The following is a 25,594-nucleotide window of genomic DNA, read 5'->3' as shown; positions in this document are numbered from 1 at the left end:
ACTCCGCGCAGCGACAGCACCCCATATGGCTTACAAAACGATTGAAGACACGATCGGCAATACGCCGCTCGTCCAGCTTGTCCGCTTGCCTGACGATGAGATCCGCAGCCGCAACAACGTGATCCTCGGCAAGCTCGAGGGCAACAATCCGGCGGGCTCGGTGAAGGACCGCCCGGCGTTGTCGATGATCAAGAAGGCCGAAGCGCGCGGGCGCATCAAGCCGGGCGACACGCTGATCGAAGCCACCAGCGGCAACACCGGTATCGCGCTGGCGATGGCGGCTGCTGTTCGTGGCTACAAGATGGTGCTGATCATGCCGGAAGACCTGTCCGTCGAGCGTCGTCAGAGCATGGCTGCGTACGGCGCGCAGATCGTGCTTACGCCGGTGACGGGTGGCATGGAATACGCACGCGATCTCGCCGAGCAGATGCAGCGCGAAGGCAAGGGCATCATCCTCGACCAGTTTGCGAATCCGGATAATCCGATCGCTCACTACGAATCGACCGGTCCGGAAATCTGGCAGGAAACCGAAGGGCGTATCACGCATTTCGTTTCGGCCATGGGCACTACCGGCACGATCATGGGCGTGTCGCAGTATCTGAAGGAACAGAATCAGGCCATCGAGATTATTGGTGCGCAGCCGGAAGAGGGCTCGCGCATCCCGGGTATCCGCAAATGGCCGGAAGCGTATCTGCCGAAGATTTTCGACCGCAGCCGTGTGGATCGTGTCGAGAACGTGAGTCAGGCGGCGTCGGAAGCGATGGCGCGCAAGATGGCGGCTGTGGAAGGGATTTTTTGCGGTATTTCCTCGGCGGGGGCTTGCGAGGTGGCGTTGCGCATTGCGCGGCAGGTCGAGAACGCGACCATTGTGTTCGTGGTATGCGATCGCGGCGACCGGTATCTTTCGACGGGCGTGTTCCCGGCGTGATGGAGCTCAATTAAACGCGGCGGATGCGCTTGACGGGGCATCGCCAAACAAAAAAGCGCCGGCTATGACCGGCGCTTTTTTGTTCAGGCCGTGCTTCGAACACGGTAAGCCGGTTGCGCGTGCTCATTGCGAGTCTGACGAGTCCGGCGCCGGCGCAGGCATACCCATCGGCGGAGGCATCGGGCTGACCGCAGGAGGCACAGCCATCGTTGCAGGTGCGGGAGAGGGCGGCAACGAACCCGCTGGCATCGAAGACGGCGGCATTGAATTCCGAGTGACGGAGTTTGGCGGCATCGCACCCTGCGGCAGCGCCCCTGGCGCCATCGAACCAGGCGGCACCGCACCCTGTGGCACCAACCCCGGCGGCGTCGACCCAGGTGCGCCGTTGTTGTCCAGATCGCCGGACGCCTCCAGTTGCGCCTTGATTCTCTCGCCGAGCTGATACACCGACAGCGCATAGAAGAAGCTACGGTTATAGCGCGTCAGCACGTAGAAATTCTTCAACCCCAGCTTGTATTCGGTAGGCATCCCGGGCGTGGGCAAGTCGATGATGGTCACCGGCGTGGCGGCCTCGGCGTTCATATCGAGGCCCGGCTGATCGAGCAGCATGCCGGCGTGCAGCAATTGCTCGAGCGGCCAGTGCGGTTCGGGTTGACCATCCGCGCCAGCTTGCGCGATGCCCTGGCTGCCGGCATCCGAGCCGATGTTCCACACCACCGGTCGACCGTTTTCCCAGCCGTTCTGTTTCAGATAATTTGCCACACTGCCGATTGCGTCAGCCTGACTGTTGCGCAAATCGATCTGCTTGTTGCCGTCATACGAGATCGCATACTGCACGATGCTGCTCGGCAGAAATTGCGGAATACCGATGGCCCCGGTGTACGAGCCGAGCACCGAGGTCGGATCGATTTGCGAGTCGCGGGTCCAGACCAGATAGTCCTCGAGATTCTTGCGGAAGGTCTGCTCGCGATCGGCGCGGTTCGGGGTGTTCGGGTAATCGAAAGCGAGGGTCGTCAGCGCGTCGAGCACGCGGAAGTTGCCCATGAAGCGCCCGTAGATGGTTTCCACGCCGAGAATGCCGACAATCACTTCCGGCGGCACACCGAATTGCTCATAGGCACGCTGCAGTGTGGCCTGGTTGTTACGCCAGAAGCGCACACCCGCGTTGATGCGGACCGGATCGAGGAAGCGCGCCTGATAGGAGCGCCAGTTCTTCACGGACGGCGCTGTCGACGGCGCCGGTGTGACGAGCTTGACCGCGGTCGCCGAGTAGCTGACGCCGGCAAACAGCGCGTGCAACGCGGTGGGATCGAAGTCATAGCGCGCCACCATGTCGTTGATAAAGCCGTCGACATCCGGATTGTTTGCGTAGCGCTGCGGAATGATCTCTTCTTCAAAGGTCTGCCCTTGCGGTACCGCCTGCTGGGGCTGACTTTGCGCGACCAGCAACGGAGGTCTGGCGACGCTGGTCTGTGCCTCGGCCGGACTGGCTGCCGCGAACGCGCACCATGCAACGGATAGCGCAGCGGCCATGTTCTGGATGCATAGCCGGTTTCGTGCGGACAGAGCAAGCTTAACGGTCATAGTGAACTGGGAGCGCAGTGCGAAGGGGTCGGAGGGCGGCAGAAGATTACGGGGCAGTATACCCGAGGCCCATTGCAGAACTGTGCAGAACCGTTGCTACAGTCCGAAGCGTGCAGAGGGTGTGGTAACTTGATGGTGTTGGGCGCGCCGCACGTGCGCGCCTTTGGACGGAGACACGCGGTTCGCGTTCGCGCGACGCGTCGCAGAAGAGAATCATGGCAACAGCCTTTTATTCCCACGCAGACTGCCTGCTGCACGAGATGGGCGCATGGCATCCGGAATGTCCAGCGCGCCTGCAGGCGATCGAAGATCAACTGATCGCAAGCCGGATCGACGCGCTGATCGAACGCGAGTCGCCGCCGCTTGCCGATGAAGCCGCGCTCCTGCGCGTGCATACCCAGGCGCACGTCGACTATGTGCGGAGCCGTTCACCAGACGCAGGTTACGCGGAGATCGACCCGGACACGTCGATGAATCCGCACACCTGGCAAGCCGCGCTGCGTGCCGCGGGTGCCGCGGTGGCCGCGACCGATGCCGTCATCGAGGGACGCTACGACAACGCCTTCTGCAGCGTGCGCCCACCGGGTCACCACGCCGAGCCGGCCCGTGCGATGGGCTTCTGCTTCTTCAACAACGTTGCGATCGCGGCGCGTCATGCGCTGGAAGTGCATGGTCTGCAGCGGGTGGCGATTATCGATTTCGACGTCCACCACGGCAACGGCACCGAGGCCGCTTTTTCCGGCGACTCGCGGGTGCTGATGTGCAGCTTCTTCCAGCATCCGTTTTATCCATACACCGGGGCCGACAATCAGGCGCCCAACATGGTCAACGTGCCGATGCCGGCCCGTTCGAAGGGCATGGAAGTGCGCGAGGCGGTGGACATGCTGTGGCTGCCGCGCCTGCATGCGTTCAAGCCGGAGATGGTGTTCGTGTCGGCGGGTTTCGACGCGCATCGCGAGGACGATCTCGGCAATATGGGCCTCGTCGAGGCCGACTACGTGTGGCTGACCGAGCAGGTTCGCGAGATCGCCAACCGCTATGCGAACGGGCGGATCGTGAGCTGTCTGGAGGGTGGGTATAACCTGTCGGCGCTTGGGCGCAGCGTGGTCGCGCACTTGAAGGCGCTGGCGGAGATCTGATTGCGTCGATGCGCCTCTGAGCGCTGTTCGCGGACTTCTTCGCGAGGTCGGAGCGCCGGGTGAGCTGGGCGAACCAAAGCGAGGGTGGATGATGCATTCGGATAATCAAACCTCTGGCATGGCTGGCACAAGCGCTTCGGAAGCCGGCAGGGGAGGAGCAGGCGCTGCAGAAGCCTGCGTCGCCAAAACTCCTGAGGCGGCAAACGGCGCCGCACTCGTCGAGGTTACGCATGATGCCTATGGCGTCCTCGGTGTCGTGCGTTTGACGATGAACCGGCCCGAGGCGTTTAACGCGTTGTCCGAGGCCTTGCTCGACGCGTTGCAGGACGCGCTAGCGTCCATCGCGCAAACGGATGCGCGCGTTGTGGTGATCGAAGGCGCGGGTCGCGCCTTTTGCGCGGGACACGATCTGAAAGAGATGCGTTCGAAGCCATCGCTTGCCTACTATCAGGCGCTGTTCGGCCGCTGCACGAAGCTGATGTTGGCGATCCAGCGCTTGCCGCAACCGGTGATTGCGCGTGTACATGGGATTGCGACTGCCGCCGGTTGCCAGCTGGTCGCGATGTGCGATCTGGCTGTTGCGGCCGACACGGCGCGCTTTGCGGTATCCGGGGTCAATCTGGGGCTGTTTTGCGCGACGCCTGCGGTGCCGTTGTCACGTAATCTGTCGCGGAAGGCGGCGCTCGAAATGTTGCTGACCGGCGACTTCATTGATGCGCACGAGGCCCGTCAGCAAGGCCTCATCAACCGCGTTGCAGCAGCGGATGAACTCGATGCGGCAGTCGCCGCGCTGGCGTCGAGCATTTGCGCGAAGCCCGTCGAGGCGGTACGCGCCGGCAAGGGCCTCTTTTACCGCCAACTCGAGATGGGCGTCGAGGCAGCCTATCAGCTCGCTGGCCAGACGATGGCTTGCAACATGATGGACGAGTCCGCGCTCGAAGGCGTCCAGGCCTTCATCGACAAGCGGGCCCCGGACTGGCACCGCTGAGTTTGAGAGCGTCCGGCGTGCTGGCGCCGCGCACAGGTCATCCCTCACTGCGCACCGGTTACACGAGGCTCAACCGCAATGCGCCTCAATCCATCCAATCAGTTCACCGATCACCCGCTCGCGGTCGAGGTCGTTCATCGTTTCGTGATAGCTCGCTTCGTGCAGCGTGAGTGTTTTATCGGGCGAACCGGCATGCTTGCCGAAAACGCGGCTACCTTCGGGTTCGGTGAGTTTGTCAGCGGTGCCGTGGTACACCAGCAATGGCACACGCAAGCCCGCACGGCCGCGCTCGATACGCTGCATTGCCAGCAGAATCTCCGCGCCGGTGCGCGCGGGAATCGAACCGTGGTGCACCAACGGATCGTTGCGATTCGCCTCGACCACTGCGGGGTCGCGCGAGAGCAGCGCCGCGTCTATCTTCATGGCCGGAAAGCCTGGCCAGACGCGGCTGATGATCTGACTCATGGTCAGCATCCAGCGCGGCACGTCGCGCCCTGGGGCGAGTGCAGGGCTCGACAGGATGAGACCCGCCAACTTATGACCGTTGCCCGGCAGACGCTCGATGGCATATAGCGCGGCAATTGCCCCGCCCATGCTGTGGCCCATGAGAAACAACGGGGTACTGTCGTTTGAGGCGACGCTGAGCAGGGCCTCGGCGTCGAGCAGATAGTCGTCGAAGCGCTCGATGCGGGCCCGCTTGCCGGGCGCGCTGCCATGGCCGCGCAGGTCGATGGCGAGCAGTTCGATGCCGGCGGCGTTCAGCCGACCGGCGAGCGCCGCGTAGCGTCCTGCATGCTCCGCTAGCCCGTGAACCAGTGCGACCGTCGCCCGCCTGCCGCCAACGGCGGGCCAACGGTACAGCGGCAACTCGGTTCCGTCGCGGGTCGTGACAGTCGACGACGCGGCCGCACCGCCTCGTTTCACGGCGTCCACACCGGCCGCACCGCTTGCATCGCCCGCTGCTCCTGCCGCACCCGCAGGCGACGGCCGAGCATTGTTGTCCTGAGTAGTCTCCATATCCGCCGTGATTATTCATTGTGGTTTTGATGCGCCCGATCATAGCCGCACGCTCGTGACACGCGCGAGCACCGCGCGCGGGACTCGCCTCTAATTCCTCCCAGTTATGAAAAGATCGGAATTGATTATTAAAGGGAATGTCGACGCTGCGGTAGAATCGCGGCTCAAATCCCAAATAAAAGTCACGGCGGCCGCTTGCCGGGAGCGCATCCACGCTCGCGTGCAGTTCCGCCGTTTCGTTTTTTCATGATCGAAATACGTAATATTTCCCAGCGCTTCGCTGGGCCCCGGGGCTGGGTTGAGGCGTTGCACAACGTCAACCTGTCGATTCCGGCGGGCGAGGTGTTCGGCATCATCGGCCGCAGCGGCGCGGGCAAGAGCACGCTGGTACGCATCATCAACCTGCTGACGCGCCCCTCCGAAGGCAATATCGTCGTCAACGGCCGCGATCTCACGACGCTCTCCGCCGCGCAACTGCGCGAGGCGCGTCGCGAGATCGGCATGATCTTCCAGCATTTCAACCTGCTCTCATCGCGCACCGTGTACGAGAACGTCGCGTTGCCGCTCGAACTCGCCGGCATGAAGCGCGACGAGATCGACGCGAACGTGTTGCCGCTGCTGGAACTGGTTGGCCTCACCGCGCAGAAAGACCGTTATCCGGCGCAGATCAGCGGTGGCCAGAAACAGCGTGTGGGGATTGCCCGGGCGCTTGCCAGCAAGCCGAAGGTGTTGCTGTCCGACGAGGCCACCTCGGCGCTCGATCCGGAAACCACCCGCTCGATTCTCGAACTGCTCAAGCGCATCAATCGCGAACTCGGCCTGACCATCGTGCTGATCACCCATCAGATGGATGTGATCAAGCAGGTTTGCGACCGCGTCGCGGTGCTCGATGCGGGCAAGGTCGTCGAACACGGCAAGGTCATCGATGTCTTCCTGCAGCCGCATCACGAAGTGACACGCGCGCTGATCGGCGACGTGATCGCCCAGGAGCTGCCGCCTGCGCTGAAGGCGCGCGTGGCCGAGCGTTTAAAGACTGGCCGCGGCCATCTGCTGCGGCTCGCATTCACCGGCACGGGTGTCGATCAGCCGATCCTGTCCGAAACGATTCGTCGCTACGAGCTCGATTTCAACATCCTGCACGGCCAGATCGACGAGATCCAGGGGCAGGCATTCGGCTCGCTCGCGGTGCTCGCCGGTGGCGAACCGGAGAAGGTCGCGCAGGCGCTGACGTATCTGCGCGAGCAAGGTGTGGTGGTGGAGGAGATGTCGTATGTTGAGTGAAATGCTGGATATGTTCGTCCAGTCGTTCTGGGAGACGCTCATCATGGTGGGCATCTCCGGACTGGTGGGCGCTGCGGTGGGCTTGCCGCTCGGCGTGCTGCTGTATCTGACGGACCGTCAGGGCGTGTTGCAGAACGTCGCGCTGAATCGCTCGATGGGTGTCGTCATCAATGCGGTGCGTTCGACGCCGTTCATCATCCTGCTGGTCGCTGTGATTCCGTTCACGCGCATCGTGGTCGGTTCGTCGATTGGTACCGCTGCGGCCGTCGTGCCGTTGACGATCGCCGCGGCGCCGTTCATCGCGCGTCTGGTGGAAACGGCGCTGCGTGAGGTTGACCGCGGTCTGATCGAAGCCGCTCAGGCGATGGGTGCTACCACCAGCCAGATCGTCTTCAAGGTACTGTTGCCGGAATCGTGGCCGGGCGTGGTCGCCGGTCTGACGATTACGTTCGTGTCGCTGGTGGGCTACTCGGCGATGGCCGGCGCAATCGGCGGCGGTGGCCTTGGCGATCTGGGCATCCGTTATGGCTATCAGCGTTACGAGCCGGACGTGATGTGGACGGTGGTGCTGATCCTGATCGTGTTTGTCCAGTTGGTGCAGTCTTTCGGGGATTGGCTCGTGCGGCGTCTGAGCCATAAATAAAACAAGGGTTGGCGAAACCCGTTTGAAGGGATTGGAGAAGGTCAGTCATGCAACGTCGTTTTATTCTGAAGGTCGCGGCCGCTCTCGGCGCGGCAACATTATTCGCCGCTAACACTGAGGCTTACGCTGACGACACGATCAAGGTCGGCGTCACGGGCGGTCCGCACGCGGAGTTGATGGACGTGGTGAAGAACGTCGCCGCGAAGAGCGGTCTGATCATCAAGATCGTCGAATTCGCGGACTACGTGCAGCCGAACGCCGCGCTCGCCAGTGGCGATCTCGACGCCAACAGTTATCAGCACGACCCCTACCTCGAAGCGCAAGTGAAGGATCGCGGCTACAAACTGATCCGCATTGCCGATACGGTGACCTTCCCGATGGGCATCTACTCGAAGAAGATCAAGTCGCTCGCAGAGCTGCAGCCGGGCGAGAAGATCGCCGTGCCGAACGATCCGACCAACGGTGGCCGCGCGCTGCTGCTGTTGCAAAAGCAAGGACTGCTGAAGCTGCGGACTGATGCCGGCCTGAAGGCCACGCCGCTGGATATCGTCGACAATCCAAGGAAGCTGAAGATCGTCGAACTCGACGCGGCGCAGATCCCGCGCTCGCTCGGCGACGTGGATGCGGCGGCGATCAACACCAACTACGCGATGCAGGCGGGGCTGAAGCCGAAACAGGATGCGATCGCGATCGAAGATCCCAAAGGGCCGTATGTGAACATCATCGCAATTCGCGAGGCTGACCGGAACAAGCCTTGGGTCGCGAAGCTGGTCGCGGCGTATCACTCGCCGGAAGTGAAGCAGTACATCGACACGAAGTACGGCGGCGCGGTGATCGCCTCCTGGTAAGGCCCACCGTCAGATACCGCATGAGTTCTATCGACGGCAAACGATGAATTAGAGTCGCGAATCGGAACCCGGGGTTGTCACCCGGGTTTTTTCGGGATTAAAATAGAACGATCGTTCGTTATTGCTGTCACGCCGCTGAGGAGCGCTATCCTCGATGTAAACCAGCCTGCGGCACGGCTGTCGCCGAGAGCCAGTCGTTATAATGTCCGTTGGGTTGACGTATTCGTAACTTTGGAGCGTGTGCATGAAAATCCTGGTGCCAGTGAAGAGAGTGGTCGACTACAACGTGAAAGTCCGGGTGAAATCGGACGGCACGGGCGTCGACATTGCGAATGTAAAGATGTCGATGAATCCGTTCGACGAGATCGCCGTGGAAGAGGCGGTGCGTCTGCGGGAAGCAGGCGTGGCGACCGAAGTGATCGCTGTGTCGGCGGGCGTGACGCAGGCGCAGGAAACGCTGCGCACGGCGCTCGCGATCGGCGCGGACCGCGCGATCCTGATCGAGTCGTCCGAAGAACTGCAGCCGCTGGCTGTCGCCAAGCTGCTCAAGGCGCTGGTCGACAAGGAACAGCCATCGCTGATCATTCTCGGCAAGCAGGCCATCGACGACGATTCGAACCAGACTGGTCAGATGCTGGCTGCCTTGGCAGGGTTGCCGCAGGCGACATTTGCATCGAAGGTTGTCGTGGCTGATGGCAAGGCAACGGTATCGCGCGAAGTGGATGGCGGTGCGGAAACCCTGTCGCTGACGCTGCCGGCTGTGGTCACCACGGATCTGCGCCTGAACGAGCCGCGTTACGTCACGCTGCCGAACATCATGAAGGCGAAGAAGAAGCCGCTGGAGACGCTCAAGCCGGAAGACCTCGGTGTTGACGTGACCCCGCGCCTGAAGACGCTGAAGGTTGTCGAGCCGCCGAAGCGCTCCGCTGGCGTGAAGGTCGCCGATGTGAAGACGCTGGTCGAGAAGCTCAAGACCGAAGCCAAGGTGCTGTGAGGAGACGGACGAAATGACGATTCTGGTAATTGCGGAACACGACAACGCGTCGCTGAAGGCTGCGACGCTGAACACGGTGGCAGCGGCAGCCAAGATTGGCGGCGATGTGCACGTGCTGGTGGCAGGTCATAACGCGCAGGGCGCGGCCGACGCTGCAGCGAAGGTCGCAGGTGTCGCCAAGGTGTTGCTGGCCGATGCGCCGCAACTCGAAGCAGGCCTCGCGGAAAACGTCGAAGCGACGGTGCTGAACATTGCGAAGGACTACTCGCATATCCTCGCGCCGGCTACCGCCTACGGCAAGAACATCGCCCCGCGTATCGCCGCGAAGCTCGACGTCGCGCAGATCAGCGATATCACCGCCGTGGATTCCGCCGACACGTTCGAGCGTCCCATCTACGCAGGCAATGCGATCGCAACGGTGCAGTCGAGCGATCCGGTCAAGGTCATCACGGTGCGTTCCACCGGCTTCGACCCGGTAGCAGCAGAAGGCGGCAGCGCAGCGGTCGAGAAGATCGAAGCCGCAGCCGACAGCGGCCTGTCGCAGTTCGTGAGCCGTGAAGTTACGAAGCTGGACCGTCCGGAGCTGACGTCGGCGTCGATCATCGTTTCCGGTGGCCGGGGTCTGGGCAGTGGCGAGAACTATACGAAGGTGCTCGAACCGCTGGCGGACAAGCTGAACGCGGCACTAGGTGCCTCGCGTGCCGCAGTGGACGCCGGCTTTGTGCCGAACGACTATCAGGTGGGCCAGACGGGCAAGATCGTCGCGCCGCAACTGTACGTCGCCGTGGGCATCTCGGGTGCGATCCAGCATCTGGCCGGCATGAAGGACTCGAAGGTCATCGTGGCAATCAACAAGGACCCGGAAGCGCCGATTTTCAGCGTCGCCGATTACGGTCTGGTGGGCGATCTGTTCACGGTGGTGCCGGAACTGGTGAGCGAACTCGGCTGACCATAACAGCGCCATAAAAAAGGCGTCTGGCAGCAAACGAAGGGACGCAGGGACCGATAAGTCCAGCGTCCCTTTTTATATCGCAGGCAGGAGGAGAACTGAAATGAGCTATACGGCGCCCGTCAAGGACATGTTGTTCGTGATGAAAGAACTGGCCGCACTCGAAGACATTGCGAAGCTGCCCGGTTTCGAAGATGCCAACCTCGACACCGCGCAGGCCGTGCTCGAAGAATCGGCCAGGCTGTGCGGCGAAGTGCTGGCGCCGTTGAACGTCGAAGGCGATCGAAATCCCAGTAGCTGGAAGGACGGCAAGGTGACGGCAACGCCGGGTTTTGCCGAGGCGTTCCGGCAATTCGCCGAGGGTGGCTGGCAGGGTGTGCAACATCCTTTGGACTACGAAGGTCAAGGGCTGCCAAAGCTGATCGCAACGCCGTGCGTCGAAATGCTCAACGCGTCCAATCTCTCCTTCGCGCTATGTCCGCTGCTCACCGACGGCGCGATCGAAGCGCTGTTGACTGCCGGCACGGATGCCCAGAAAAAAACCTATGTGCCCAGGCTGATCTCCGGCGAATGGACCGGCACGATGAACCTCACCGAGCCGCAGGCCGGCTCGGATCTCGCCCTGGTGCGCACGCGTGCCGAACCGCAGGGCGACGGCTCGTTCAAACTGTTCGGCACCAAGATTTTCATCACTTGGGGCGAGCACGACATGGCGAAGAACATCGCCCATCTCGTGCTGGCCCGCACGCCGGGTGCGCCGGAAGGCGTGAAGGGTATTTCGCTCTTTATCGTGCCAAAGTTTCTCGTCAATGACGACGGTTCGCTCGGCGAGCGCAACGACGTGCATTGCGTGTCGATCGAGCATAAGCTCGGTATCAAGGCGAGCCCGACGGCCGTGCTGCAGTTCGGCGATCACGGTGGCGCGATCGGTCATCTGATCGGCGAAGAGAATCGCGGTCTCGAGTACATGTTCATCATGATGAACGCCGCGCGCTTTGCAGTGGGCATGCAGGGTGTGGGCGTATCGGACCGTGCGTATCAGAAGGCGGTCGCGTACGCCAAAGACCGCGTGCAAAGCCGGCCGGTCGATGGCTCGGCCAGGCAGTCGGTTTCGATCATTCATCACCCCGACGTGCGCCGCATGCTCGCGACGATGCGTGCGTTGACCGAAGGCTCGCGCGCACTCGCTTATGTCGCCGCCGCACATTGCGATATCGCGCATCGTCACCCGGACGAAGCGAAGCGCAACGAGCACCAGGCGATCTACGAGTTCCTCGTGCCGATCGTAAAGGGCTGGAGCACGGAGTTGTCGATCGACGTGACCAGTCTCGGCGTGCAGGTGCATGGCGGCATGGGCTTTATCGAAGAGACCGGCGCGGCCCAGTACTATCGCGACGCGCGGATTCTGCCGATTTACGAAGGCACCACCGCGATCCAGGCGAATGACCTCATTGGACGCAAGACGTTGCGTGACGGTGGCGCGGTGGCGAAGTCACTGCTGGACGGTATTGCGCAAACGGTCGAAGCACTCGGCTCGCAGCAAGGGGCAGCCTTTGAGTCGATGCGGCGTCAGCTCGCGCAAGGACATCGTGCGTTGACGGCGGCGGTGGAGTTTGTTGTCGCTAACACGAAGCGCGATCCGAATGCGGTGTTTGCCGGCAGCGTGCCGTATCTGAAACTGGCGGGCATCGTGCTCGGCGGCTGGCAGATGGCGCGTGCGTTGCTGGTGGCTGCGGAGAAGCGTACCGAAGATCCGTCGTTCTACGGGGCGAAAATCGCGACCGCGCAGTTCTACGCAGAGCATGTGCTGCCGCAGGCGGTCGCGCTTGAAGTGGCGATTGTCAGCGCGAAGGGGGATGAGGGTGTGCTGGCGCTGTCGGAGGATCAGTTTTGACGTTGCGCGTGAATTGAGTGCGAGACTGCGTGATCGATGAGATCGCGCGAAAAACAAACGGCGCCTGGAAGCTTGCAGGCGCCGTTTGTTTTGAGAGGGGCGGACAGCGTTACTGTCGTTCCGGGTGGTAACTTGCCAAACCGCTCAGGCGTAAGCCGGACGCGTTGCACCACCCGTTTCGCCGAGGTAGCGGTGCACCGACAGGTCGTCCGCCTGAATGGCAGGCTGCTTGCCCGACATCAGGTCCGCCAGCAGTTGGCCCGAGCCGCACGACATGGTCCAGCCGAGCGTGCCATGGCCGGTATTCAGGAACAGGTTCGACACCGGCGTGCGGCCGACAATCGGCGTGCCGTCCGGGGTCATCGGACGCAGGCCGGTCCAGAAGCTAGCCTTGGCCGTGTCGCCACCGCCCGGGAACAGGTCGTTCACGCACATCTCGAGCGTCTCGCGACGCGCCTGACGCAGCGACTTGTCGAAGCCAACAATCTCCGCCATGCCGCCGACGCGAATCCGGTCGTCGAAACGCGTAATCGCAATCTTGTAGGTTTCATCGAGCACGGTCGACACCGGCGCGGCCGCGGCATTGACGATTGGCGCGGTGATCGAATAGCCCTTCAGCGGATACACCGGAATCTTGACGATGTCCGCGAGGAACTTCGTCGAATACGAACCGAGCGCCACTACGAACGCGTCGGCGCGTACCAGTTCGCTACCGCATTGCACGCCGGCGATCCGGCCGCCCGCCATGGCGAGCGCGTCGATCGGCGTGTTGTAGCGGAATGTCACGCCCAGTTCTTCAGCCAGCGCCGCGAGGCGCGTGGTGAACATCTGGCAATCGCCGGTTTCGTCGCCCGGCAGACGCAGGCCGCCCGTCAGCTTGTGGGCAGTTGCAGCGAGTGCTGGCTCGGCACGCGCGAGTTCGTCCGGCGACAGCAGTTCGAACGGCACATTGGCGTCTTTCAGCACGGCGATGTCTTTCGCGGCGCCGTCGAATTGCTGCTGCGTGCGGAACACCTGCAGCGTGCCGCCGGTACGGCCTTCGTACTGGATGCCGGTGTCGGCGCGCAGGGCCTGCAGGCAGTCGCGGCTGTATTCGGCAAGGCGCACCATACGGCCCTTGTTGACCGCATAGCGCGACGACGTGCAGTTCTGCAGCATCTGCCACATCCATTGCAACTGGAATTGCGTGCCGTCGAGGCGGATGGCAAGCGGCGCGTGCTTCTGGAACATCCACTTGACAGCCTTCATCGGCACGCCCGGCGCGGCCCATGGCGACGCGTAGCCTGGCGAGATCTGACCGGCGTTGGCAAAGCTCGTTTCGAGTGCCGGACCGGCTTCGCGGTCGATCACCGTGACTTCATGACCGGCGCGTGCAAGATAATAAGCGCTCGTCACCCCGACGACGCCACTGCCCAAAACGACGACTCGCATAGCTGCTCCAGAAGGTTCTTTGGGGCTCGCGCGTCCTTGGAGAAATCAGCTCGTTTGTAGATAATTCGATTAACGAGGTGATACGCTTTCAGCCCAGTGTTATCCGCTATAGTATTGAGTGTCAGGTAGTTTTTGTTATTGTATTTTTAAGATTTTCAGTAAAAAGGCCATGCGAACACATCGTCAACCGATCCGTGCGCTCGACAAGCTCGATCACAGGATTCTCAGGCTGCTTCAGCAGGACGGCCGGATGGCGATGAAAGACCTCGCCGAGCAGGTTGGGCTGTCGGTTACGCCATGCATCGAACGGGTCAAGCGGATGGAGCGCGACGGCGTGATCACCGGCTACCATGCGCGTGTCAATCCGGCTGAGCTGGGCGCTGCGCTGCTGGTGTTTGTCGAGATTACGCTCGACCACAAGAGCGGCAACATGTTCGACCAGTTTCGCCGCGAGGTGCAGAAGATTCCCGAGGTGCTCGAGTGTCATCTGGTGTCGGGCGACTTCGACTACCTCATCAAGGCCCGCATTGGCGAGATGGCCGACTACCGCAAGCTGCTCGGCGATATCCTGCTGCAGCTGCCCGGGGCGGTGCAGTCGAAGAGCTATGTGGTGATGGAAGAAATCAAGGAAACCTTGACGATCGCGGTGGGCGAATAGGCTGTCGGTAAGGTAAAGACGGGACTCGACAAACGGCTCAAACACTGTATATTTATACAGTAACAGTGAGCCGTTTTTTCGTTCCCGTTTCCTGTTTTGGCCTGACCTCGCCGTGACTGATTCCGTCCCCGAATATCCGATCGCCCCGCCTACGCCCCACAAAGGGCGCGGTGCCGTGACGAACCTGCAAGGCCGCTATGAGCTTGACCAGCGCGAAGCGGTGGATGACGGCTGGGCGCCAAATGAGGAAGAGGAAGGTAGTTCACCCAAGTTGCGCACGCAGATCTTTGAAGAGCGTGCCAAAACCATCCTGACCCGCAACGCGTCGCCCGACATCCCGTTTAACGTCTCGCTCAATCCTTATCGCGGTTGCGAACACGGCTGCATCTATTGCTTCGCGCGGCCCACCCATAGTTATCTGGGGCTATCGCCGGGACTCGATTTCGAGAGCCGCATTTACGCCAAGGTCAACGCGCCGGAACTGCTCGAACGGGAGCTTTCGAAGAAGTCGTACGTGCCGGAGCCGATCGCACTCGGCGTCAATACGGATGCCTGGCAGCCGGTCGAACGCGAGTTGGGTCTCACGCGACGGGTAATCGAGGTGTTGCACGCGCGCGGTCATCCGTTTGCGGCTATTACCAAGTCGTCATTGATCGAGCGCGATCTGGATCTGCTTGTACCTATGGCGGAGCGCGGCCAGTTCATGGCGGCCATCACCATCACCACGCTGGATGCCGAGATTGCCCGCACGCTCGAACCACGAGCAGCAACGCCGGCACGACGGCTGCGCACAATCCGCACGCTGAGCGAGGCCGGAATTCCGGTGGGCGTCAGTATTGCGCCAGTAATTCCGTTCGTCACCGAGCCTGACATGGAGCGGGTCATGGAGGCGTGTGCGGAAGCGGGGGCGACCAATGCGAGCTATATCGTGCTGCGTCTGCCGTGGGAAGTCGCGCCGCTATTCAAAGACTGGCTCGCAGCGCATTTCCCGGATCGGGCCGAGCGGGTCATGAACCGCGTGCGCGACATGCGCGGTGGCAAGGACTACGACGCCTCCTTTGCCACACGAATGAAAGGTGAGGGTTTGTGGGCCGATCTGATGAATCAGCGCTTCCATAAAGCCGCGCGTCGGCTCGGTCTGAACGAGCGTCGGCGAGGCATTCTGGATATGTCGCAGTTTGTCCGCGCGCAGCCGCCGGCGCCGATCCCGGCGCGCGACGACGGACAAATGGATCTCTTTTAGCTGGGGCGTACGAGCGTTGGCGCCGCCAGCCCGTTTGATCGATCTGTTCGGCCGACGCCCCTCGAATCGCCTACATCGACGATTCGAAATAGGTATCGAATGCAACGGCAAGGCTCGCCATCATCAGCATGGCGCCAATGAACAGCGAGAAAATCACGACGAAGATCACCGGCCAGCCGGAACGGCTGCTTTGCGCGCTCTGCGGGTTGAATTGCGCATCCCACTTTTCGTCGGGACGCAGTCCGTAGACAATCGCTGCAAGGAATGCGGAAAATAGTGAGATTGCGCCCGGGACCGCCAGCACCCAACCGAGCGCCGAGGTCCGCTGGGTGAGGATCAGCAGCAGAACACCCGGAATGCCGAACAGCGTACAGATCAGGTGAATCCAGCCATACAGGTCGCGCTTTCCATATAAGTAGAAACGGTGCGCGCCGAGGCTGCCGAAGAAGAAGGCGAGTGCCGCGGTAATCGTCTTGGACCTGAAGCGCGGTGAATTCGAAACGCGTGTGGACATGGGGGCAAGAGTTCAGTGACGGGCGGTCGTGAGGACTGGTGCGCAACGGTGCGCGGACCGAGGCGCATTCTACGCCCCGCGGCGTGGCGCAGGCCACGTCGCAAGCTGATTGATGGAATTCGCTGACGCCCAGGTTGCCTCGTAGGTGACGCGGTAAGTCGGGCCCGTGCGACAGGCGGGAACCGGGCGGAAAGGGCGGCGGGCGGTACGGTAGCGAGGCGAGGTTTGCGGGCTTTCCGTCAGGTGATCGGGCGATTTGAAGAGGGCCGGCCGGCCGGACGACAGCCCCAGCGCAACGATGAATGCTAGTTTTCCCCGTAAGTGTTTGTTATGGCTTCAGTTTCCCGCTATAATCGCCTGTTTCAGTGGTTCCGAACCCCGGTTTTCAAGGATTCTAGTATGGTCATCATCCGCTTGGCTCGTGGCGGCTCCAAGAAGCGCCCGTTCTACAACATCGTCGCAACCGATTCGCGTAACCGTCGTGACGGCCGCTTCATCGAACGCGTTGGCTTCTACAACCCGATCGCTACGAAGGGTGAGTCGCTGCGTATCGCTCAAGACCGCCTGACGTACTGGCAAGGCGTTGGCGCGCAACTGTCGCCGACGGTCGAGCGTCTCGTGAAAGAAGCGCAAAAGGCGCAGCCGGCTGCTTAATGGTAGCTAGCATGTGCATCGCCGGCGGCTCGCGCAGCTTGCGCGAGGTGTCCGATGCGCGAGTTTTACTGCGCGTTTTGCTGAAGCAGACGTCGAAGGTGGTAACGAACTTCGACTTGAGGTGTGGTCTGAGGTGGCGTCATGTCTGAGCGTGATTCGGGAAGTTCAGGTCGCGCCAAGCCGGCTCAGCGCGCGCAGGCAGCAGGTGACGCACCGTTCGGCGCGTTTGTCCGCAAGCCGGTGGAACGCGTCAAGGCCAAGGCCCCCGGTGCAGCTAACGTCGATTCCGGCGCCGCAGCAATGCGTGCCGAAACGGTCGAAAGCTGGCCGGACGACGCTGTTGAAGTGGGTGCAATCGTCGACGCTTACGGCCTCAAGGGCTGGGTCAAGGTAGCCGCGCATGCGGATGCCGGACGGGGCGGCGATGCATTGCTGAGCGCGAAGCGCTGGTGGCTGATGAAAGGCCACGAGCGCAATTCGGCACCGGCGCTGCAGGCAAAGATACACAGCGACAGCGTCGTTGCCCACCTGGGCGGCGTGACTGACCGCGACGAGGCGCTCGCATTGCGTGGCGCTCGCGTGTATATCTGCCGCAGCGATTTCCCGACGCTGGAAGCTGACGAATTCTACTGGGTCGATCTGCTCGGCCTGGATGTCGTGAACCTGACCGGGGTTGCTCTCGGCAAGGTGGCTGACATGATCGACAACGGTGCGCATTCGGTGTTGCGCATCGAATATCCGGATACTGGTAAAGACGGTAAGCCGGTGACTGGCGAGCGGTTGATTCCGTTCGTCGGTGTTTTTGTCAAAACGGTGGACCAGGCGGCGAAGCAAATCGTTGTCGACTGGGAAGCTGATTATTAAATTAGCTCGTTGACCGGAGAGAGCGATGCAGTTCGATGTCGTCACGCTCTTTCCCGAGATGTTTCGTGCGCTGACCGATTGGGGCATTACCAGTCGCGCGGCGAAGCAGGAGCGCTACGGTTTGCGCACGTGGAATCCCCGCGATTTCACCACCGACAACTACCGTACGATCGACGATCGCCCGTATGGTGGCGGCCCGGGCATGGTAATGCTGGGCAGGCCGCTGGAAGACGCGATCGGCGCGGCGAAAGCCGCGCAGGCGGAGCAAGGCATTACCGGTTCGCGCGTCGTGATGATGTCCCCGCAAGGTGCGACGCTCAATCACGAAGGGGTGATGCGGTTTGCCGCGGAACCTGGTCTGATCGTGCTGTGCGGCCGTTATGAAGCGATCGACCAGCGTCTGATCGATCGTTGCGTCGACGAAGAAGTGAGCCTCGGCGACTTCGTGCTGTCGGGCGGCGAGTTGCCGGCAATGGCGTTGATGGATGCCGTGGTGCGTCAGCTACCCGGTGTGCTGAACGACTCGCAATCGGCAGTGCAGGACAGTTTCGTCGATGTGCTGCTGGATTGCCCGCACTATACGCGTCCCGAGGAATACGAAGGCGTGCGTGTACCCGATGTGCTGCTCGGCGGCCATCACGCGGAAATCGAGTTGTGGCGTCGCCGTGAAGCGCTGCGCAATACGTTGAACAAACGGCCCGATCTGATCGAAAAGGCCAGAAAGAACAAGATGTTGAGCCGTGCCGATGAGGCATGGCTTGCAAGTCTCGCGAAGGAAGCATCGAAGGCGTAGAGCCCCGGTGTCACTCGCGAATAGGCGGCGCCGCACATGCGTGTACGGTGCCTGATGTGAACCCATCCTCTATCGGGGCCGTAGCCGAGCAGTGTTCTGTGAGGCAGGTACGAACGCCGACAAGATGGACTTAGGAGTCAGTGATGAATCTGATTGCAAAACTCGAGCAGGAAGAAATCGCGCGCGCCCTCGGCGAGAAGACCATCCCCGAATTCGCCCCTGGCGATACGGTGATTGTCAGCGTGAACGTGGTTGAAGGCACGCGTAAGCGTGTTCAGGCTTACGAAGGCGTCGTTATCGCCAAGCGTAACCGTGGTTTGAATTCGTCGTTCATCGTCCGCAAGATTTCGTCGGGCGAAGGCGTCGAGCGTACGTTCCAGACGTACTCGCCGCTGCTGGCAAGCATCGTCGTGAAGCGTCGTGGCGATGTGCGCCGTGCGAAGCTGTACTACCTGCGCGACCGTTCGGGCAAGTCGGCCCGGATCAAGGAAAAGCTGGTCTCGAAAGACCGCGCCGCTTCTTAAGCGTAAAAGCTGTAAGAAAAAGCACCCTTCCCGGGTGCTTTTTTCTTTGTTGGGTCAAAATAGCGGCATGTCCTACAAAAGCTCGTTCCGAGAGTCCCGTTGACCCGACCCGTCTTCCAACCCGAAACGCTGCCTGTCGAATCGACCGGCGACGATCTGCCACCGGTTGCCCCCACACGTCTGACGCCTGATGGATTGCGCGCCCGCTTCGAGCAGCGCCTTTCCTGGACGCCGGAGCCGGGTGACGCCCGCTGGAAGGAGTTCGGCGATCCGCGCGTCGCAGCGGTGCTCGTACCGCTAGTGGTGCGCGACGACGGGATCACGGTGTTGTTGACGCAGCGAGCCGATCACCTCAACGATCACGCCGGCCAGGTCAGTTTCCCGGGCGGCCGTCACGAACCGTTCGATGCGAACGCAACGGCCACGGCGTTGCGTGAAGCGCAGGAAGAGGTAGGTCTGGACCCCGCGCGCGTCGAGGTGCTCGGCGCCATGCCCGACTATCTGACCGGCACAGGCTTTCGTGTCACGCCGGTAGTGGCGCTAGTACATCCGCCGTTCACCGTGGAAGCCGACTCGCTCGAAGTCGCCGAAGTCTTCGAAGTGCCGCTGAATTTTCTGATGGACCCCGCTCACCATGAGGTGCGCGTGTTCCGCTGGGAGGGTGGCGAGCGGCGCTTTTTTGCCATGCCTTATCCTCGCGGCGACGCGGCCGGACACTACTTTATCTGGGGGGCGACGGCCGGTATGTTGCGCAATTTCTATCGCTTTCTTGCTGCATGACTCACGCCAGCCCGCCCGAAGCGGCTCAGGTGTCGCAGCTTTGCAACCATCAGCGCGCCCGGTCGGATCCGACCCTGTGCTATCGTTATAAAACAATCGTAAAAACCCGAAAAGCACGGCGCATCGCATGACTTTTTTCTCCGTATTGCTGGCTCTGATCATCGAACAGGTGCGCGCGTTATCGCCGAACAATCCGGTGTCGGCGCTGCTTCAATATCATGCGGAGTCGGCGGCGCACGGGTTCGACGCCGGCAAGCCCAAGCACGGCCTGCTTGCGTGGCTCGTGGTGGTGGTGCCGTGGACGCTGGCCGTCGCGCTTGTCTACTACGTGCTCTATCACATCAACTTCGTGCTCGCGTTCTTGTGGAACGTCGTGATCGTCTATTTCACGCTAGGATTCCGCCAGTTCAGCCACTACTTCACGGACATTCACCTCGCGCTCAACAACGACGATGTGCCGCGCGCGCGTGAAATCCTCAATGAATGGACGGGCCTCGATACGGTCGACATGCCCGTCAGCGAGATCGTCCGTCATACGCTGATCCACGCGGTGGTGGCTTCGCACCGTCATGTGTTTGGCGTGTTCTTCTGGTTCCTCGTGCCGGTGGGACCAGCGGGCGCGGTGCTGTACCGGATCGCCGAGTACCTGGCGCGGACGTGGTCGCGCCCGACGGACGACCGCACCGTGGCGTTCTCCAGTTTTGCGCAGCAGGCGTTTTTTGTAATCGACTGGGTGCCGGCGCGGCTGACGTCGCTGGGCTTTGCGATTGTCGGCAATTTCGAAGACGCCATTTATTCATGGCGCAACCATGCGCGGCAATGGCCCGACACCAATGACGGCGTGTTGCTCGCGGCCGGCAGCGGTGCGCTCGGCGCACGTCTGAGCGGCCCGCTGGCGGAGCCGTCGAGTCTCGATGCACTGGCAACGGGCGATGGCGATCCCCTGCAGGTAGGTGATGACTGTACGCCGCGCACGCTGCAATCGGCGGTGGGACTGGTGTGGCGTGCTGTCATCCTGTGGATGATCCTGCTGCTGATGCTGACGATAGCGGTCTGGCTCGCCTGACGCGAGTGTCAGTCATATGACTACGTGACAATGCCACATGCGTGAGCAGTATCTCGATTGAGGCCGGTGACCCCGGCCTCAAATTGTTTTGGCCAACTGAGCTACCCACGCCATCGCTTCGCGCCGTCACCCGTCCAGCGGATTGCGCGCGGTCCCGCATTGCCAGCAAACCGTGAACTGCGCCTCTAGCGTCTCGCCGCATTGAGCGCAACGCCATGACGGCGAACCCGCGCTGGGTCCATGCGCGGCCACCTCGATAAGCTTGCGGGCCATCATCTCGTCGCGTTCGTCGACGAGCCACAACTCCGGCGCGCACTGATCCGCTGGAATTTCCCCAAGCGCGCCGTTCAGGTAGCGGTTGTGCAGTTCACAGGCAATGCCCGCGGTCGCCAGCACATTGATCCAATGCTGTCCGATCAGCAGATTCGGCGCGCGCATCAGTTTCATCATGAGTGTCGACCGGTGGAGTCTAAATAAGACGGGTTGATGGAGATCGGGAGATCAGGAAGGGCTGCGCGCCAGTTGCGCCAGGCAACCGACCGCCCACGCACAAAAGCATTGCAAAAGGCTCAGCGAACGATCTGGCTTGCCTCGTGGACCAGCTGCGCATACAACGCATGCCGTGCCGGCGCAATCCGTCCATCGGCGACCGCTTCGAGAATCGCACAGCCCGGCTCCTGCAGATGATGGCAGTTGTAGAAGCGGCAGTTGGGCAGCAGCGGCCTGAACTCAGGGAACGCCCTCTCAAGCTTGCCCTCGGTCAGGTGGTGCAGACCGAATTCCTGAAACCCTGGCGAATCGATTAGCGCGCCGCCGTCCGGCAGCGGGTAAAGCCGTGTGAAAGTGGTCGTATGGCGGCCGCTGTTCAAAGCGGTGGAGATCTCGCGAGTCGCTACCTCCGCATTTGGCACCACGAGGTTGACCAGCGTGGACTTGCCCATTCCCGACTGGCCGAGCAGCAGCGTGGCGTGGCCGTGCAGATGTTCCTCGAGCGCGGCGTGTGCGGCCTCCGGCTGGGTTTTGATCGATAGTTCCACGACGGTATAGCCAAGCGCCTGGTAGCGCGCGAGCCGCTTTCGCGCGCCCGGCAACTCGACCTCGACGTCGGTCTTGTTCAACACGATCAGCGGCTTCAGTTCGTTCGCCTCTGCCGCCACCAGGGCGCGGCCGAGCAGGTCTTCGCTGAAGTGCGGCTCGGTGGCGAGCACGATCAGCAACTGATCGAGGTTCGCCGCGAACAGTTTCGATTTGTACTGGTCCGAGCGATACAGCAGATTGCGCCGCTCGGCTATCTCGACGATCACGCCCTGATCCGCCGAAGTCGGCTCATAGATGACTCGATCACCGACCGCTACCTCGCTGCGCTTGCCGCGTGGAAAACACTGCAGCATCGCGCCGCCGTCTTCCGGCGCCACCAGGTAGTGCCTGCCATGGGCCGCAATGACGAGGCCGCCCACCCGCGTCGTGGACGGCAGGCGCGCCGCTTTCTGGGGACGGGCGGTCATGCGTGCCGCAGCAGGCGGTCGATCCGCTGCGATGCTGGCGGATGCGAATAATAGAACGCGGTGTAGAGCGGGTCGGGGGTGAGGGTCGACGCGTTGTCCTCGTAGAGCTTGACGAGGGCGTTGACGAGATCCTGCGCGTCAGTCTGGGTAGCGGCGAACGCATCGGCTTCGAATTCATGCTTGCGCGAACTGAGACTGCCGAGCGGCGTCACGAAGAACAGGAACACCGGCAGCGCAAGGAAGAACAGCACCAGCGCGAGCCCGCTGTTCCCACCCAGCAGCGATGGCCGCACGCCGAGCCCCTCATAGAACCAGACGCACTGCATCAGCCAGCCCAGCAGCGCGAGCATCACGAGGCTGAGCGCGAATATCACCACCATCCGCTTGATGACATGGCGGCGCTTGAAGTGACCGAGTTCATGCGCGAGCACGGCTTCGATCTCGCTGCCCGACAGGCGTGCGAGCAGCGTGTCGAAGAACACGATGCGCTTGGCCGCGCCGAAGCCCGTGAAATACGCATTGCCGTGCGCGGAACGGCGGCTGCCGTCCATCACGAACAATCCCTTGGCGGCGAACCCGCAGCGCTTCATCAGCGATTCGATCCGGCTAACCAGGGCTTCGTCCTTGAGCGGCTCGAACTTGTTGAAGAGCGGCGCGATGAACGACGGATACAGCACCAGCACGAGCAGCTGGAATACCACCCAAACGACCCAGGTCCACAGCCACCACAGGCTCCCGGCCTGGTTCATCAGCCACAACACGACAAACAGCAGCGGCAGGCCGAAGGCCGCGCCGAGCAGCAGGCCCTTGATGCGGTCGGCGAAGAAAATGCCCTTGCCCATGCGGTTAAAACCGAAGCGCTCTTCGATGACGAACTGCCGGTAGTAGTCGAACGGCAGGTCGATCACGCCGGTGATCGCAATGACCGCCGCGATCAGCGCGATCTGCCCGACGTAGCCGCGGCCAAGCCAGTCCGAAATCGCCAGATCGAGCGCCTGCACGCCACCCAGCAGCGTGAGTCCGATCAGCACGGCCGCGCCGACGACGATCTCGATCATCGTCAGCCGTGTGCGCTCGACGGTGTAATCGGCCGCACGTTGATGCGCGGTTAGCGCGATGGTGCCCGCAAACTGGCCGGGCACCTGCCCGCGATGCGCCGCGACGAAGCGGATTTGCCGCGACGCGAGCCAGAGCTTGGTGCCGACCATCGCCACTACGGCGACGGCGAACAGAACGGTGAAGTACAGAGTAGGCATCCGGGGAATCCGTGGTATCTATGCGAGAATTATATGTTTCTTCCCGCCGGCTGGCGGGGTCACGCTAAATCGAACTGTTTCAACGGCGCACAGGGCCGTCCCAAGGGGGCGCGCGGCGCTATTCACCAGGGTTGCCTCCATGACTGACATCCTCGAATCCGCTGACGGGCCGTCGCTCGCGCGCAGCGACATGAACCTGATCTGGCTGGACATGGAAATGACCGGGCTCGAGCCCGACACCGACCGCATCATCGAGATCGCCGTCGTGGTGACCAACTCGACGCTCGACAGAGTGGTGGAAGGGCCTGTCCTCGCCATCCACCAAAGCGACGAAACGCTCGCCAGGATGGATCAGTGGAACCAGAACACACACGGCCGTTCGGGTCTGATCGACCGGGTGCGCGCTTCGAGCGTCGGCGAAGCGGAAGCCACCGAGCAGATTCGCGAATTTCTCGGCCAGTACGTCCCACCGGGCAAGTCGCCGATGTGTGGCAATTCCATCTGCCAGGACCGCCGCTTCATGGCGCGCTGGATGCCGGATCTGGAGCGCTTCTTCCATTACCGCAATCTCGACGTGAGCACGCTCAAGGAACTGTGCCGCCGCTGGCAACCGGCCATCTACAAGGGCTTCCAGAAGCGTGCAATGCATACGGCGCTGGCCGATATCCACGAATCGATCGACGAGCTCAAGTACTACCGCGAGCACTTTCTGATCCCGGCGGCGAGCGCGCCGGTGGCGGAACAGTAATCGAAGCGACAATCCGGCGCGTCGCTCACGCCTGACGCGGCGCCCGGATCGCGTTTTTCGGCCGGAAGGCTTTCACAATGGCCGCGTTGGTTTCCACGTACGGGCCGCCGATCAGGTCGATACAGTACGGCACTGCCGCAAAAATCCCCGGCACCTTCACCGCTCCTGCCTCGTCGCGCAACCCCTCCAGCGTTTCCCGGATCGATTTCGGTTGACCCGGCAGATTGACGATCAGTGCCGCGTGCGTCGGCGTTTCGCGGATCACCGCCACCTGGCGCGACAAGATGGCTGTCGGCACGAAATTCAGGCTGATCTGTCGCATCTGCTCGCCGAATCCCGGCATTTCTTTTGTGCCCACCGCCAGCGTTGCTTCCGGCGTCACATCGCGCCGCGACGGCCCGGTGCCGCCCGTGGTCAGCACCAGATCGCAACCGGCCTTGTCTACCAACTCGATCAGCGTGGCGGAAATCGTCTGCGCATCGTCCTGGATCAGCCGGGTGACGGCCTGCCACGGCGAGCTCAGCGCCGCGCCGAGCCATTCCTGCAAGGACGGAATCCCTTTGTCTTCATAGACACCCGTGCTCGCCCGGTCGCTGATCGAAACCAGCCCGATCACGATCTCATCGGGATGATTACGCGCGATCTTCGTCATCGTCGTCGTCCGGGGCGCCGTGCCCTTCGTGTTCATCGTCCTCCGCCGCTTCCGGGCCGTCCGCATTCTTGATCCACTGGAACAGCTCGCGGAAATAGCGCGGCGGCTTGCTCTGCTGCGCTTCCTTACGGGCGTTGCGGATCAGCGTGCGGCCTTCCTGCGGGTCGGCGGCGGGGTGCTGGCGGATGAAGTCGGTCAGCGCGGCGTCGTCGGCGAGCAGCTTTTCGCGGGTGCGCTCGATCCAGTGCAGACGCGCCGTTTCGGCCTTGTTGATGCCGTTGTACGAATCCAGCGCGGTGCGCAGCGCGGCCGTCTCGTCCTCGAGCAGCGAGCGCATCACCCGGCCGACGTACTGGACCTGGCGGCGTTTGCCTTCGTGATCGGTGATGCGGCGGGCTTCGCGCACGGCGTCGTCGAGCTTTTCGGGCATCGGCATGCGCTTCAACGCATCTTTCGGCAGCGCGATCAGCGCCTCGCCCAGCTCCTGCAGCGCGTGCATTTCGCGCTTGAGCTGGGATTTGCTGGGACGGTCATACCCGTTCTCGTCGATCTCTGGCTCGGCGGCGGGTTCCATCGGTTGAATGCGGGTTTTACGTGTCATACCGTTATTGTAGCGTGCCGTGCCGTCGAATCCCGCGGTC

The 25,594-nt window shown here is 62.2% G+C and carries 26 protein-coding genes and 1 pseudogene; 18 read left to right on the top strand and 9 right to left on the bottom strand.

Features of this window, described 5'->3' with window-relative positions; genetic code table 11:
- Positions 1-25 precede the first annotated feature (25 nt).
- Positions 26-928: a cysteine synthase CysM gene (cysM, locus tag P3T24_RS36960; RefSeq protein ID WP_074263732.1), complete on the top strand. Its 903-nt coding sequence runs from the start codon at positions 26-28 to the stop codon at positions 926-928.
- 360 nt (positions 929-1,288) lie between these two features.
- Here cysM and mltB read toward each other — a convergent pair.
- Positions 1,289-2,461, bottom strand: a pseudogene (gene mltB, locus P3T24_RS36955) (lytic murein transglycosylase B); the annotation flags it as partial.
- Positions 2,462-2,727: 266 nt separating this feature from the next.
- On the opposite strand from mltB, the gene P3T24_RS36950 reads away from it, so the two are divergent.
- Complete coding sequence (locus tag P3T24_RS36950) at positions 2,728-3,651, top strand: histone deacetylase family protein (RefSeq protein WP_429441691.1); 924 nt, start codon at positions 2,728-2,730, stop codon at positions 3,649-3,651.
- 118 nt (positions 3,652-3,769) lie between these two features.
- On the top strand, positions 3,770-4,639 hold the full coding sequence (locus P3T24_RS36945) for an enoyl-CoA hydratase (RefSeq protein WP_429441690.1): 870 nt from the start codon (positions 3,770-3,772) through the stop codon (positions 4,637-4,639).
- A 69-nt stretch (positions 4,640-4,708) separates the two neighbouring features.
- Here the strand turns inward: P3T24_RS36945 and P3T24_RS36940 are convergent, their stop codons facing one another.
- Complete coding sequence (locus tag P3T24_RS36940) at positions 4,709-5,656, bottom strand: lysophospholipase (protein WP_429441688.1); 948 nt, start codon at positions 5,654-5,656, stop codon at positions 4,709-4,711.
- Positions 5,657-5,902: 246 nt separating this feature from the next.
- Between P3T24_RS36940 and P3T24_RS36935 the strand changes: the two genes are divergently transcribed.
- The 6 genes from P3T24_RS36935 to P3T24_RS36910 all read left to right on the top strand — a co-directional run bounded on the left by P3T24_RS36935 (position 5,903) and on the right by P3T24_RS36910 (position 12,265).
- Complete coding sequence (locus P3T24_RS36935) at positions 5,903-6,937, top strand: methionine ABC transporter ATP-binding protein (RefSeq protein ID WP_429441687.1); 1,035 nt, start codon at positions 5,903-5,905, stop codon at positions 6,935-6,937.
- Positions 6,927-7,580: a methionine ABC transporter permease gene (locus tag P3T24_RS36930; RefSeq protein ID WP_074263735.1), complete on the top strand. Its 654-nt coding sequence runs from the start codon at positions 6,927-6,929 to the stop codon at positions 7,578-7,580. Before P3T24_RS36935 ends, P3T24_RS36930 begins: the two co-directional genes overlap by 11 nt.
- Before the next feature lie 47 nt (positions 7,581-7,627).
- The gene (locus tag P3T24_RS36925; protein WP_429441685.1) at positions 7,628-8,428 is read left to right on the top strand and encodes a MetQ/NlpA family ABC transporter substrate-binding protein; all 801 of its coding nucleotides are present in this window, start codon (positions 7,628-7,630) and stop codon (positions 8,426-8,428) included.
- A gap of 244 nt (positions 8,429-8,672) precedes the next feature.
- Entirely contained in the window at positions 8,673-9,422 is a 750-nt protein-coding gene (locus P3T24_RS36920; RefSeq protein ID WP_429441683.1) for an electron transfer flavoprotein subunit beta/FixA family protein, read from the top strand.
- A gap of 13 nt (positions 9,423-9,435) precedes the next feature.
- A complete protein-coding gene (locus P3T24_RS36915) occupies positions 9,436-10,371 on the top strand; it encodes an electron transfer flavoprotein subunit alpha/FixB family protein (RefSeq protein WP_429441681.1) in 936 nt (311 codons plus the stop codon).
- A gap of 103 nt (positions 10,372-10,474) precedes the next feature.
- On the top strand, positions 10,475-12,265 hold the full coding sequence (locus P3T24_RS36910; RefSeq protein WP_429441679.1) for an acyl-CoA dehydrogenase: 1,791 nt from the start codon (positions 10,475-10,477) through the stop codon (positions 12,263-12,265).
- Positions 12,266-12,409: 144 nt separating this feature from the next.
- On the opposite strand, the gene P3T24_RS36905 is transcribed toward P3T24_RS36910, so the two are convergent.
- Positions 12,410-13,696 carry a D-amino acid dehydrogenase gene (locus tag P3T24_RS36905; RefSeq protein ID WP_074263740.1) on the bottom strand — a complete coding sequence of 429 codons (1,287 nt, stop codon included), beginning with the start codon at positions 13,694-13,696 and terminating at the stop codon, positions 12,410-12,412.
- A gap of 169 nt (positions 13,697-13,865) precedes the next feature.
- On the opposite strand from P3T24_RS36905, the gene P3T24_RS36900 reads away from it, so the two are divergent.
- Together P3T24_RS36900 and P3T24_RS36895 are read left to right on the top strand one after the other, a co-directional pair.
- Complete coding sequence (locus P3T24_RS36900; protein ID WP_429403959.1) at positions 13,866-14,354, top strand: Lrp/AsnC ligand binding domain-containing protein; 489 nt, start codon at positions 13,866-13,868, stop codon at positions 14,352-14,354.
- A 112-nt stretch (positions 14,355-14,466) separates the two neighbouring features.
- Positions 14,467-15,597, top strand: coding sequence for a PA0069 family radical SAM protein (locus P3T24_RS36895; protein WP_429403960.1), 1,131 nt, complete (start codon positions 14,467-14,469; stop codon positions 15,595-15,597).
- A 70-nt stretch (positions 15,598-15,667) separates the two neighbouring features.
- Here P3T24_RS36895 and P3T24_RS36890 read toward each other — a convergent pair whose 3' ends face one another.
- Positions 15,668-16,111 carry a TM2 domain-containing protein gene (locus P3T24_RS36890; protein WP_074263785.1) on the bottom strand — a complete coding sequence of 148 codons (444 nt, stop codon included), beginning with the start codon at positions 16,109-16,111 and terminating at the stop codon, positions 15,668-15,670.
- A 399-nt stretch (positions 16,112-16,510) separates the two neighbouring features.
- On the opposite strand from P3T24_RS36890, the gene rpsP reads away from it, so the two are divergent.
- The 6 genes from rpsP to P3T24_RS36860 all read left to right on the top strand — a co-directional run bounded on the left by rpsP (position 16,511) and on the right by P3T24_RS36860 (position 20,792).
- The gene (gene rpsP / locus P3T24_RS36885; RefSeq protein ID WP_074263786.1) at positions 16,511-16,765 is read left to right on the top strand and encodes a 30S ribosomal protein S16; all 255 of its coding nucleotides are present in this window, start codon (positions 16,511-16,513) and stop codon (positions 16,763-16,765) included.
- A 141-nt stretch (positions 16,766-16,906) separates the two neighbouring features.
- Positions 16,907-17,629: a ribosome maturation factor RimM gene (rimM, locus tag P3T24_RS36880; protein WP_429403962.1), complete on the top strand. Its 723-nt coding sequence runs from the start codon at positions 16,907-16,909 to the stop codon at positions 17,627-17,629.
- A gap of 25 nt (positions 17,630-17,654) precedes the next feature.
- Entirely contained in the window at positions 17,655-18,422 is a 768-nt protein-coding gene (gene trmD / locus P3T24_RS36875) for a tRNA (guanosine(37)-N1)-methyltransferase TrmD (RefSeq protein ID WP_429403964.1), read from the top strand.
- A 143-nt stretch (positions 18,423-18,565) separates the two neighbouring features.
- Complete coding sequence (gene rplS, locus P3T24_RS36870) at positions 18,566-18,946, top strand: 50S ribosomal protein L19 (protein WP_074263789.1); 381 nt, start codon at positions 18,566-18,568, stop codon at positions 18,944-18,946.
- Positions 18,947-19,045: 99 nt separating this feature from the next.
- Positions 19,046-19,726 carry a CoA pyrophosphatase gene (locus P3T24_RS36865; RefSeq protein WP_074263790.1) on the top strand — a complete coding sequence of 227 codons (681 nt, stop codon included), beginning with the start codon at positions 19,046-19,048 and terminating at the stop codon, positions 19,724-19,726.
- A gap of 127 nt (positions 19,727-19,853) precedes the next feature.
- Entirely contained in the window at positions 19,854-20,792 is a 939-nt protein-coding gene (locus P3T24_RS36860; RefSeq protein ID WP_074263791.1) for a CobD/CbiB family protein, read from the top strand.
- A gap of 126 nt (positions 20,793-20,918) precedes the next feature.
- Here P3T24_RS36860 and P3T24_RS36855 read toward each other — a convergent pair whose 3' ends face one another.
- The 3 genes from P3T24_RS36855 to P3T24_RS36845 all read right to left on the bottom strand — a co-directional run bounded on the left by P3T24_RS36855 (position 20,919) and on the right by P3T24_RS36845 (position 23,553).
- Positions 20,919-21,239: a putative signal transducing protein gene (locus P3T24_RS36855; RefSeq protein ID WP_074263792.1), complete on the bottom strand. Its 321-nt coding sequence runs from the start codon at positions 21,237-21,239 to the stop codon at positions 20,919-20,921.
- A 122-nt stretch (positions 21,240-21,361) separates the two neighbouring features.
- On the bottom strand, positions 21,362-22,297 hold the full coding sequence (gene rsgA / locus P3T24_RS36850; protein ID WP_429441678.1) for a ribosome small subunit-dependent GTPase A: 936 nt from the start codon (positions 22,295-22,297) through the stop codon (positions 21,362-21,364).
- Positions 22,294-23,553, bottom strand: a complete 1,260-nt coding sequence (locus P3T24_RS36845; protein WP_074263794.1) for a M48 family metallopeptidase — start codon at positions 23,551-23,553, stop codon at positions 22,294-22,296. Before P3T24_RS36845 ends, rsgA begins: the two co-directional genes overlap by 4 nt.
- Positions 23,554-23,692: 139 nt before the next feature.
- Between P3T24_RS36845 and orn the strand changes: the two genes are divergently transcribed.
- The gene (orn, locus tag P3T24_RS36840; protein WP_429441676.1) at positions 23,693-24,301 is read left to right on the top strand and encodes an oligoribonuclease; all 609 of its coding nucleotides are present in this window, start codon (positions 23,693-23,695) and stop codon (positions 24,299-24,301) included.
- A 25-nt stretch (positions 24,302-24,326) separates the two neighbouring features.
- On the opposite strand, the gene mog is transcribed toward orn, so the two are convergent.
- Together mog and yjgA are read right to left on the bottom strand one after the other, a co-directional pair.
- A complete protein-coding gene (mog, locus tag P3T24_RS36835) occupies positions 24,327-24,953 on the bottom strand; it encodes a molybdopterin adenylyltransferase (protein WP_074263796.1) in 627 nt (208 codons plus the stop codon).
- Positions 24,934-25,554, bottom strand: coding sequence for a ribosome biogenesis factor YjgA (gene yjgA / locus P3T24_RS36830; protein WP_429441675.1), 621 nt, complete (start codon positions 25,552-25,554; stop codon positions 24,934-24,936). The genes mog and yjgA overlap by 20 nt, the downstream gene beginning before the upstream one ends.
- Positions 25,555-25,594 lie beyond the last annotated feature (40 nt).

The sequence above is a fragment of the Paraburkholderia sp. GAS33 genome (assembly GCF_050436645.1).
Taxonomy (GTDB): domain Bacteria; phylum Pseudomonadota; class Gammaproteobacteria; order Burkholderiales; family Burkholderiaceae; genus Paraburkholderia; species Paraburkholderia phenazinium_B.
The sequence above is the reverse complement of the archived record's forward strand: the minus strand, read 5'-3'. Positions and strand labels throughout refer to the sequence as shown.

Bases quoted from the DNA above. Each gene is read 5' to 3' on its own strand.
- cysM (WP_074263732.1), top strand. From the start codon at position 26: ATGGCTTACAAAACGATTGAAGACACGATCGGCAATACGCCGCTCGTC.
- P3T24_RS36950 (WP_429441691.1), top strand. From the start codon at position 2,728: ATGGCAACAGCCTTTTATTCCCACGCAGACTGCCTGCTGCACGAGATG.
- P3T24_RS36945 (WP_429441690.1), top strand. From the start codon at position 3,770: ATGGCTGGCACAAGCGCTTCGGAAGCCGGCAGGGGAGGAGCAGGCGCT.
- P3T24_RS36940 (WP_429441688.1), bottom strand. From the start codon at position 5,656: ATGGAGACTACTCAGGACAACAATGCTCGGCCGTCGCCTGCGGGTGCG.
- P3T24_RS36935 (WP_429441687.1), top strand. From the start codon at position 5,903: ATGATCGAAATACGTAATATTTCCCAGCGCTTCGCTGGGCCCCGGGGC.
- P3T24_RS36930 (WP_074263735.1), top strand. From the start codon at position 6,927: ATGTTGAGTGAAATGCTGGATATGTTCGTCCAGTCGTTCTGGGAGACG.
- P3T24_RS36925 (WP_429441685.1), top strand. From the start codon at position 7,628: ATGCAACGTCGTTTTATTCTGAAGGTCGCGGCCGCTCTCGGCGCGGCA.
- P3T24_RS36920 (WP_429441683.1), top strand. From the start codon at position 8,673: ATGAAAATCCTGGTGCCAGTGAAGAGAGTGGTCGACTACAACGTGAAA.
- P3T24_RS36915 (WP_429441681.1), top strand. From the start codon at position 9,436: ATGACGATTCTGGTAATTGCGGAACACGACAACGCGTCGCTGAAGGCT.
- P3T24_RS36910 (WP_429441679.1), top strand. From the start codon at position 10,475: ATGAGCTATACGGCGCCCGTCAAGGACATGTTGTTCGTGATGAAAGAA.
- P3T24_RS36905 (WP_074263740.1), bottom strand. From the start codon at position 13,696: ATGCGAGTCGTCGTTTTGGGCAGTGGCGTCGTCGGGGTGACGAGCGCT.
- P3T24_RS36900 (WP_429403959.1), top strand. From the start codon at position 13,866: ATGCGAACACATCGTCAACCGATCCGTGCGCTCGACAAGCTCGATCAC.
- P3T24_RS36890 (WP_074263785.1), bottom strand. From the start codon at position 16,111: ATGTCCACACGCGTTTCGAATTCACCGCGCTTCAGGTCCAAGACGATT.
- rpsP (WP_074263786.1), top strand. From the start codon at position 16,511: ATGGTCATCATCCGCTTGGCTCGTGGCGGCTCCAAGAAGCGCCCGTTC.
- rimM (WP_429403962.1), top strand. From the start codon at position 16,907: ATGTCTGAGCGTGATTCGGGAAGTTCAGGTCGCGCCAAGCCGGCTCAG.
- trmD (WP_429403964.1), top strand. From the start codon at position 17,655: ATGCAGTTCGATGTCGTCACGCTCTTTCCCGAGATGTTTCGTGCGCTG.
- rplS (WP_074263789.1), top strand. From the start codon at position 18,566: ATGAATCTGATTGCAAAACTCGAGCAGGAAGAAATCGCGCGCGCCCTC.
- P3T24_RS36860 (WP_074263791.1), top strand. From the start codon at position 19,854: ATGACTTTTTTCTCCGTATTGCTGGCTCTGATCATCGAACAGGTGCGC.
- P3T24_RS36855 (WP_074263792.1), bottom strand. From the start codon at position 21,239: ATGAAACTGATGCGCGCGCCGAATCTGCTGATCGGACAGCATTGGATC.
- rsgA (WP_429441678.1), bottom strand. From the start codon at position 22,297: ATGACCGCCCGTCCCCAGAAAGCGGCGCGCCTGCCGTCCACGACGCGG.
- P3T24_RS36845 (WP_074263794.1), bottom strand. From the start codon at position 23,553: ATGCCTACTCTGTACTTCACCGTTCTGTTCGCCGTCGCCGTAGTGGCG.
- orn (WP_429441676.1), top strand. From the start codon at position 23,693: ATGACTGACATCCTCGAATCCGCTGACGGGCCGTCGCTCGCGCGCAGC.
- mog (WP_074263796.1), bottom strand. From the start codon at position 24,953: ATGACGAAGATCGCGCGTAATCATCCCGATGAGATCGTGATCGGGCTG.
- yjgA (WP_429441675.1), bottom strand. From the start codon at position 25,554: ATGACACGTAAAACCCGCATTCAACCGATGGAACCCGCCGCCGAGCCA.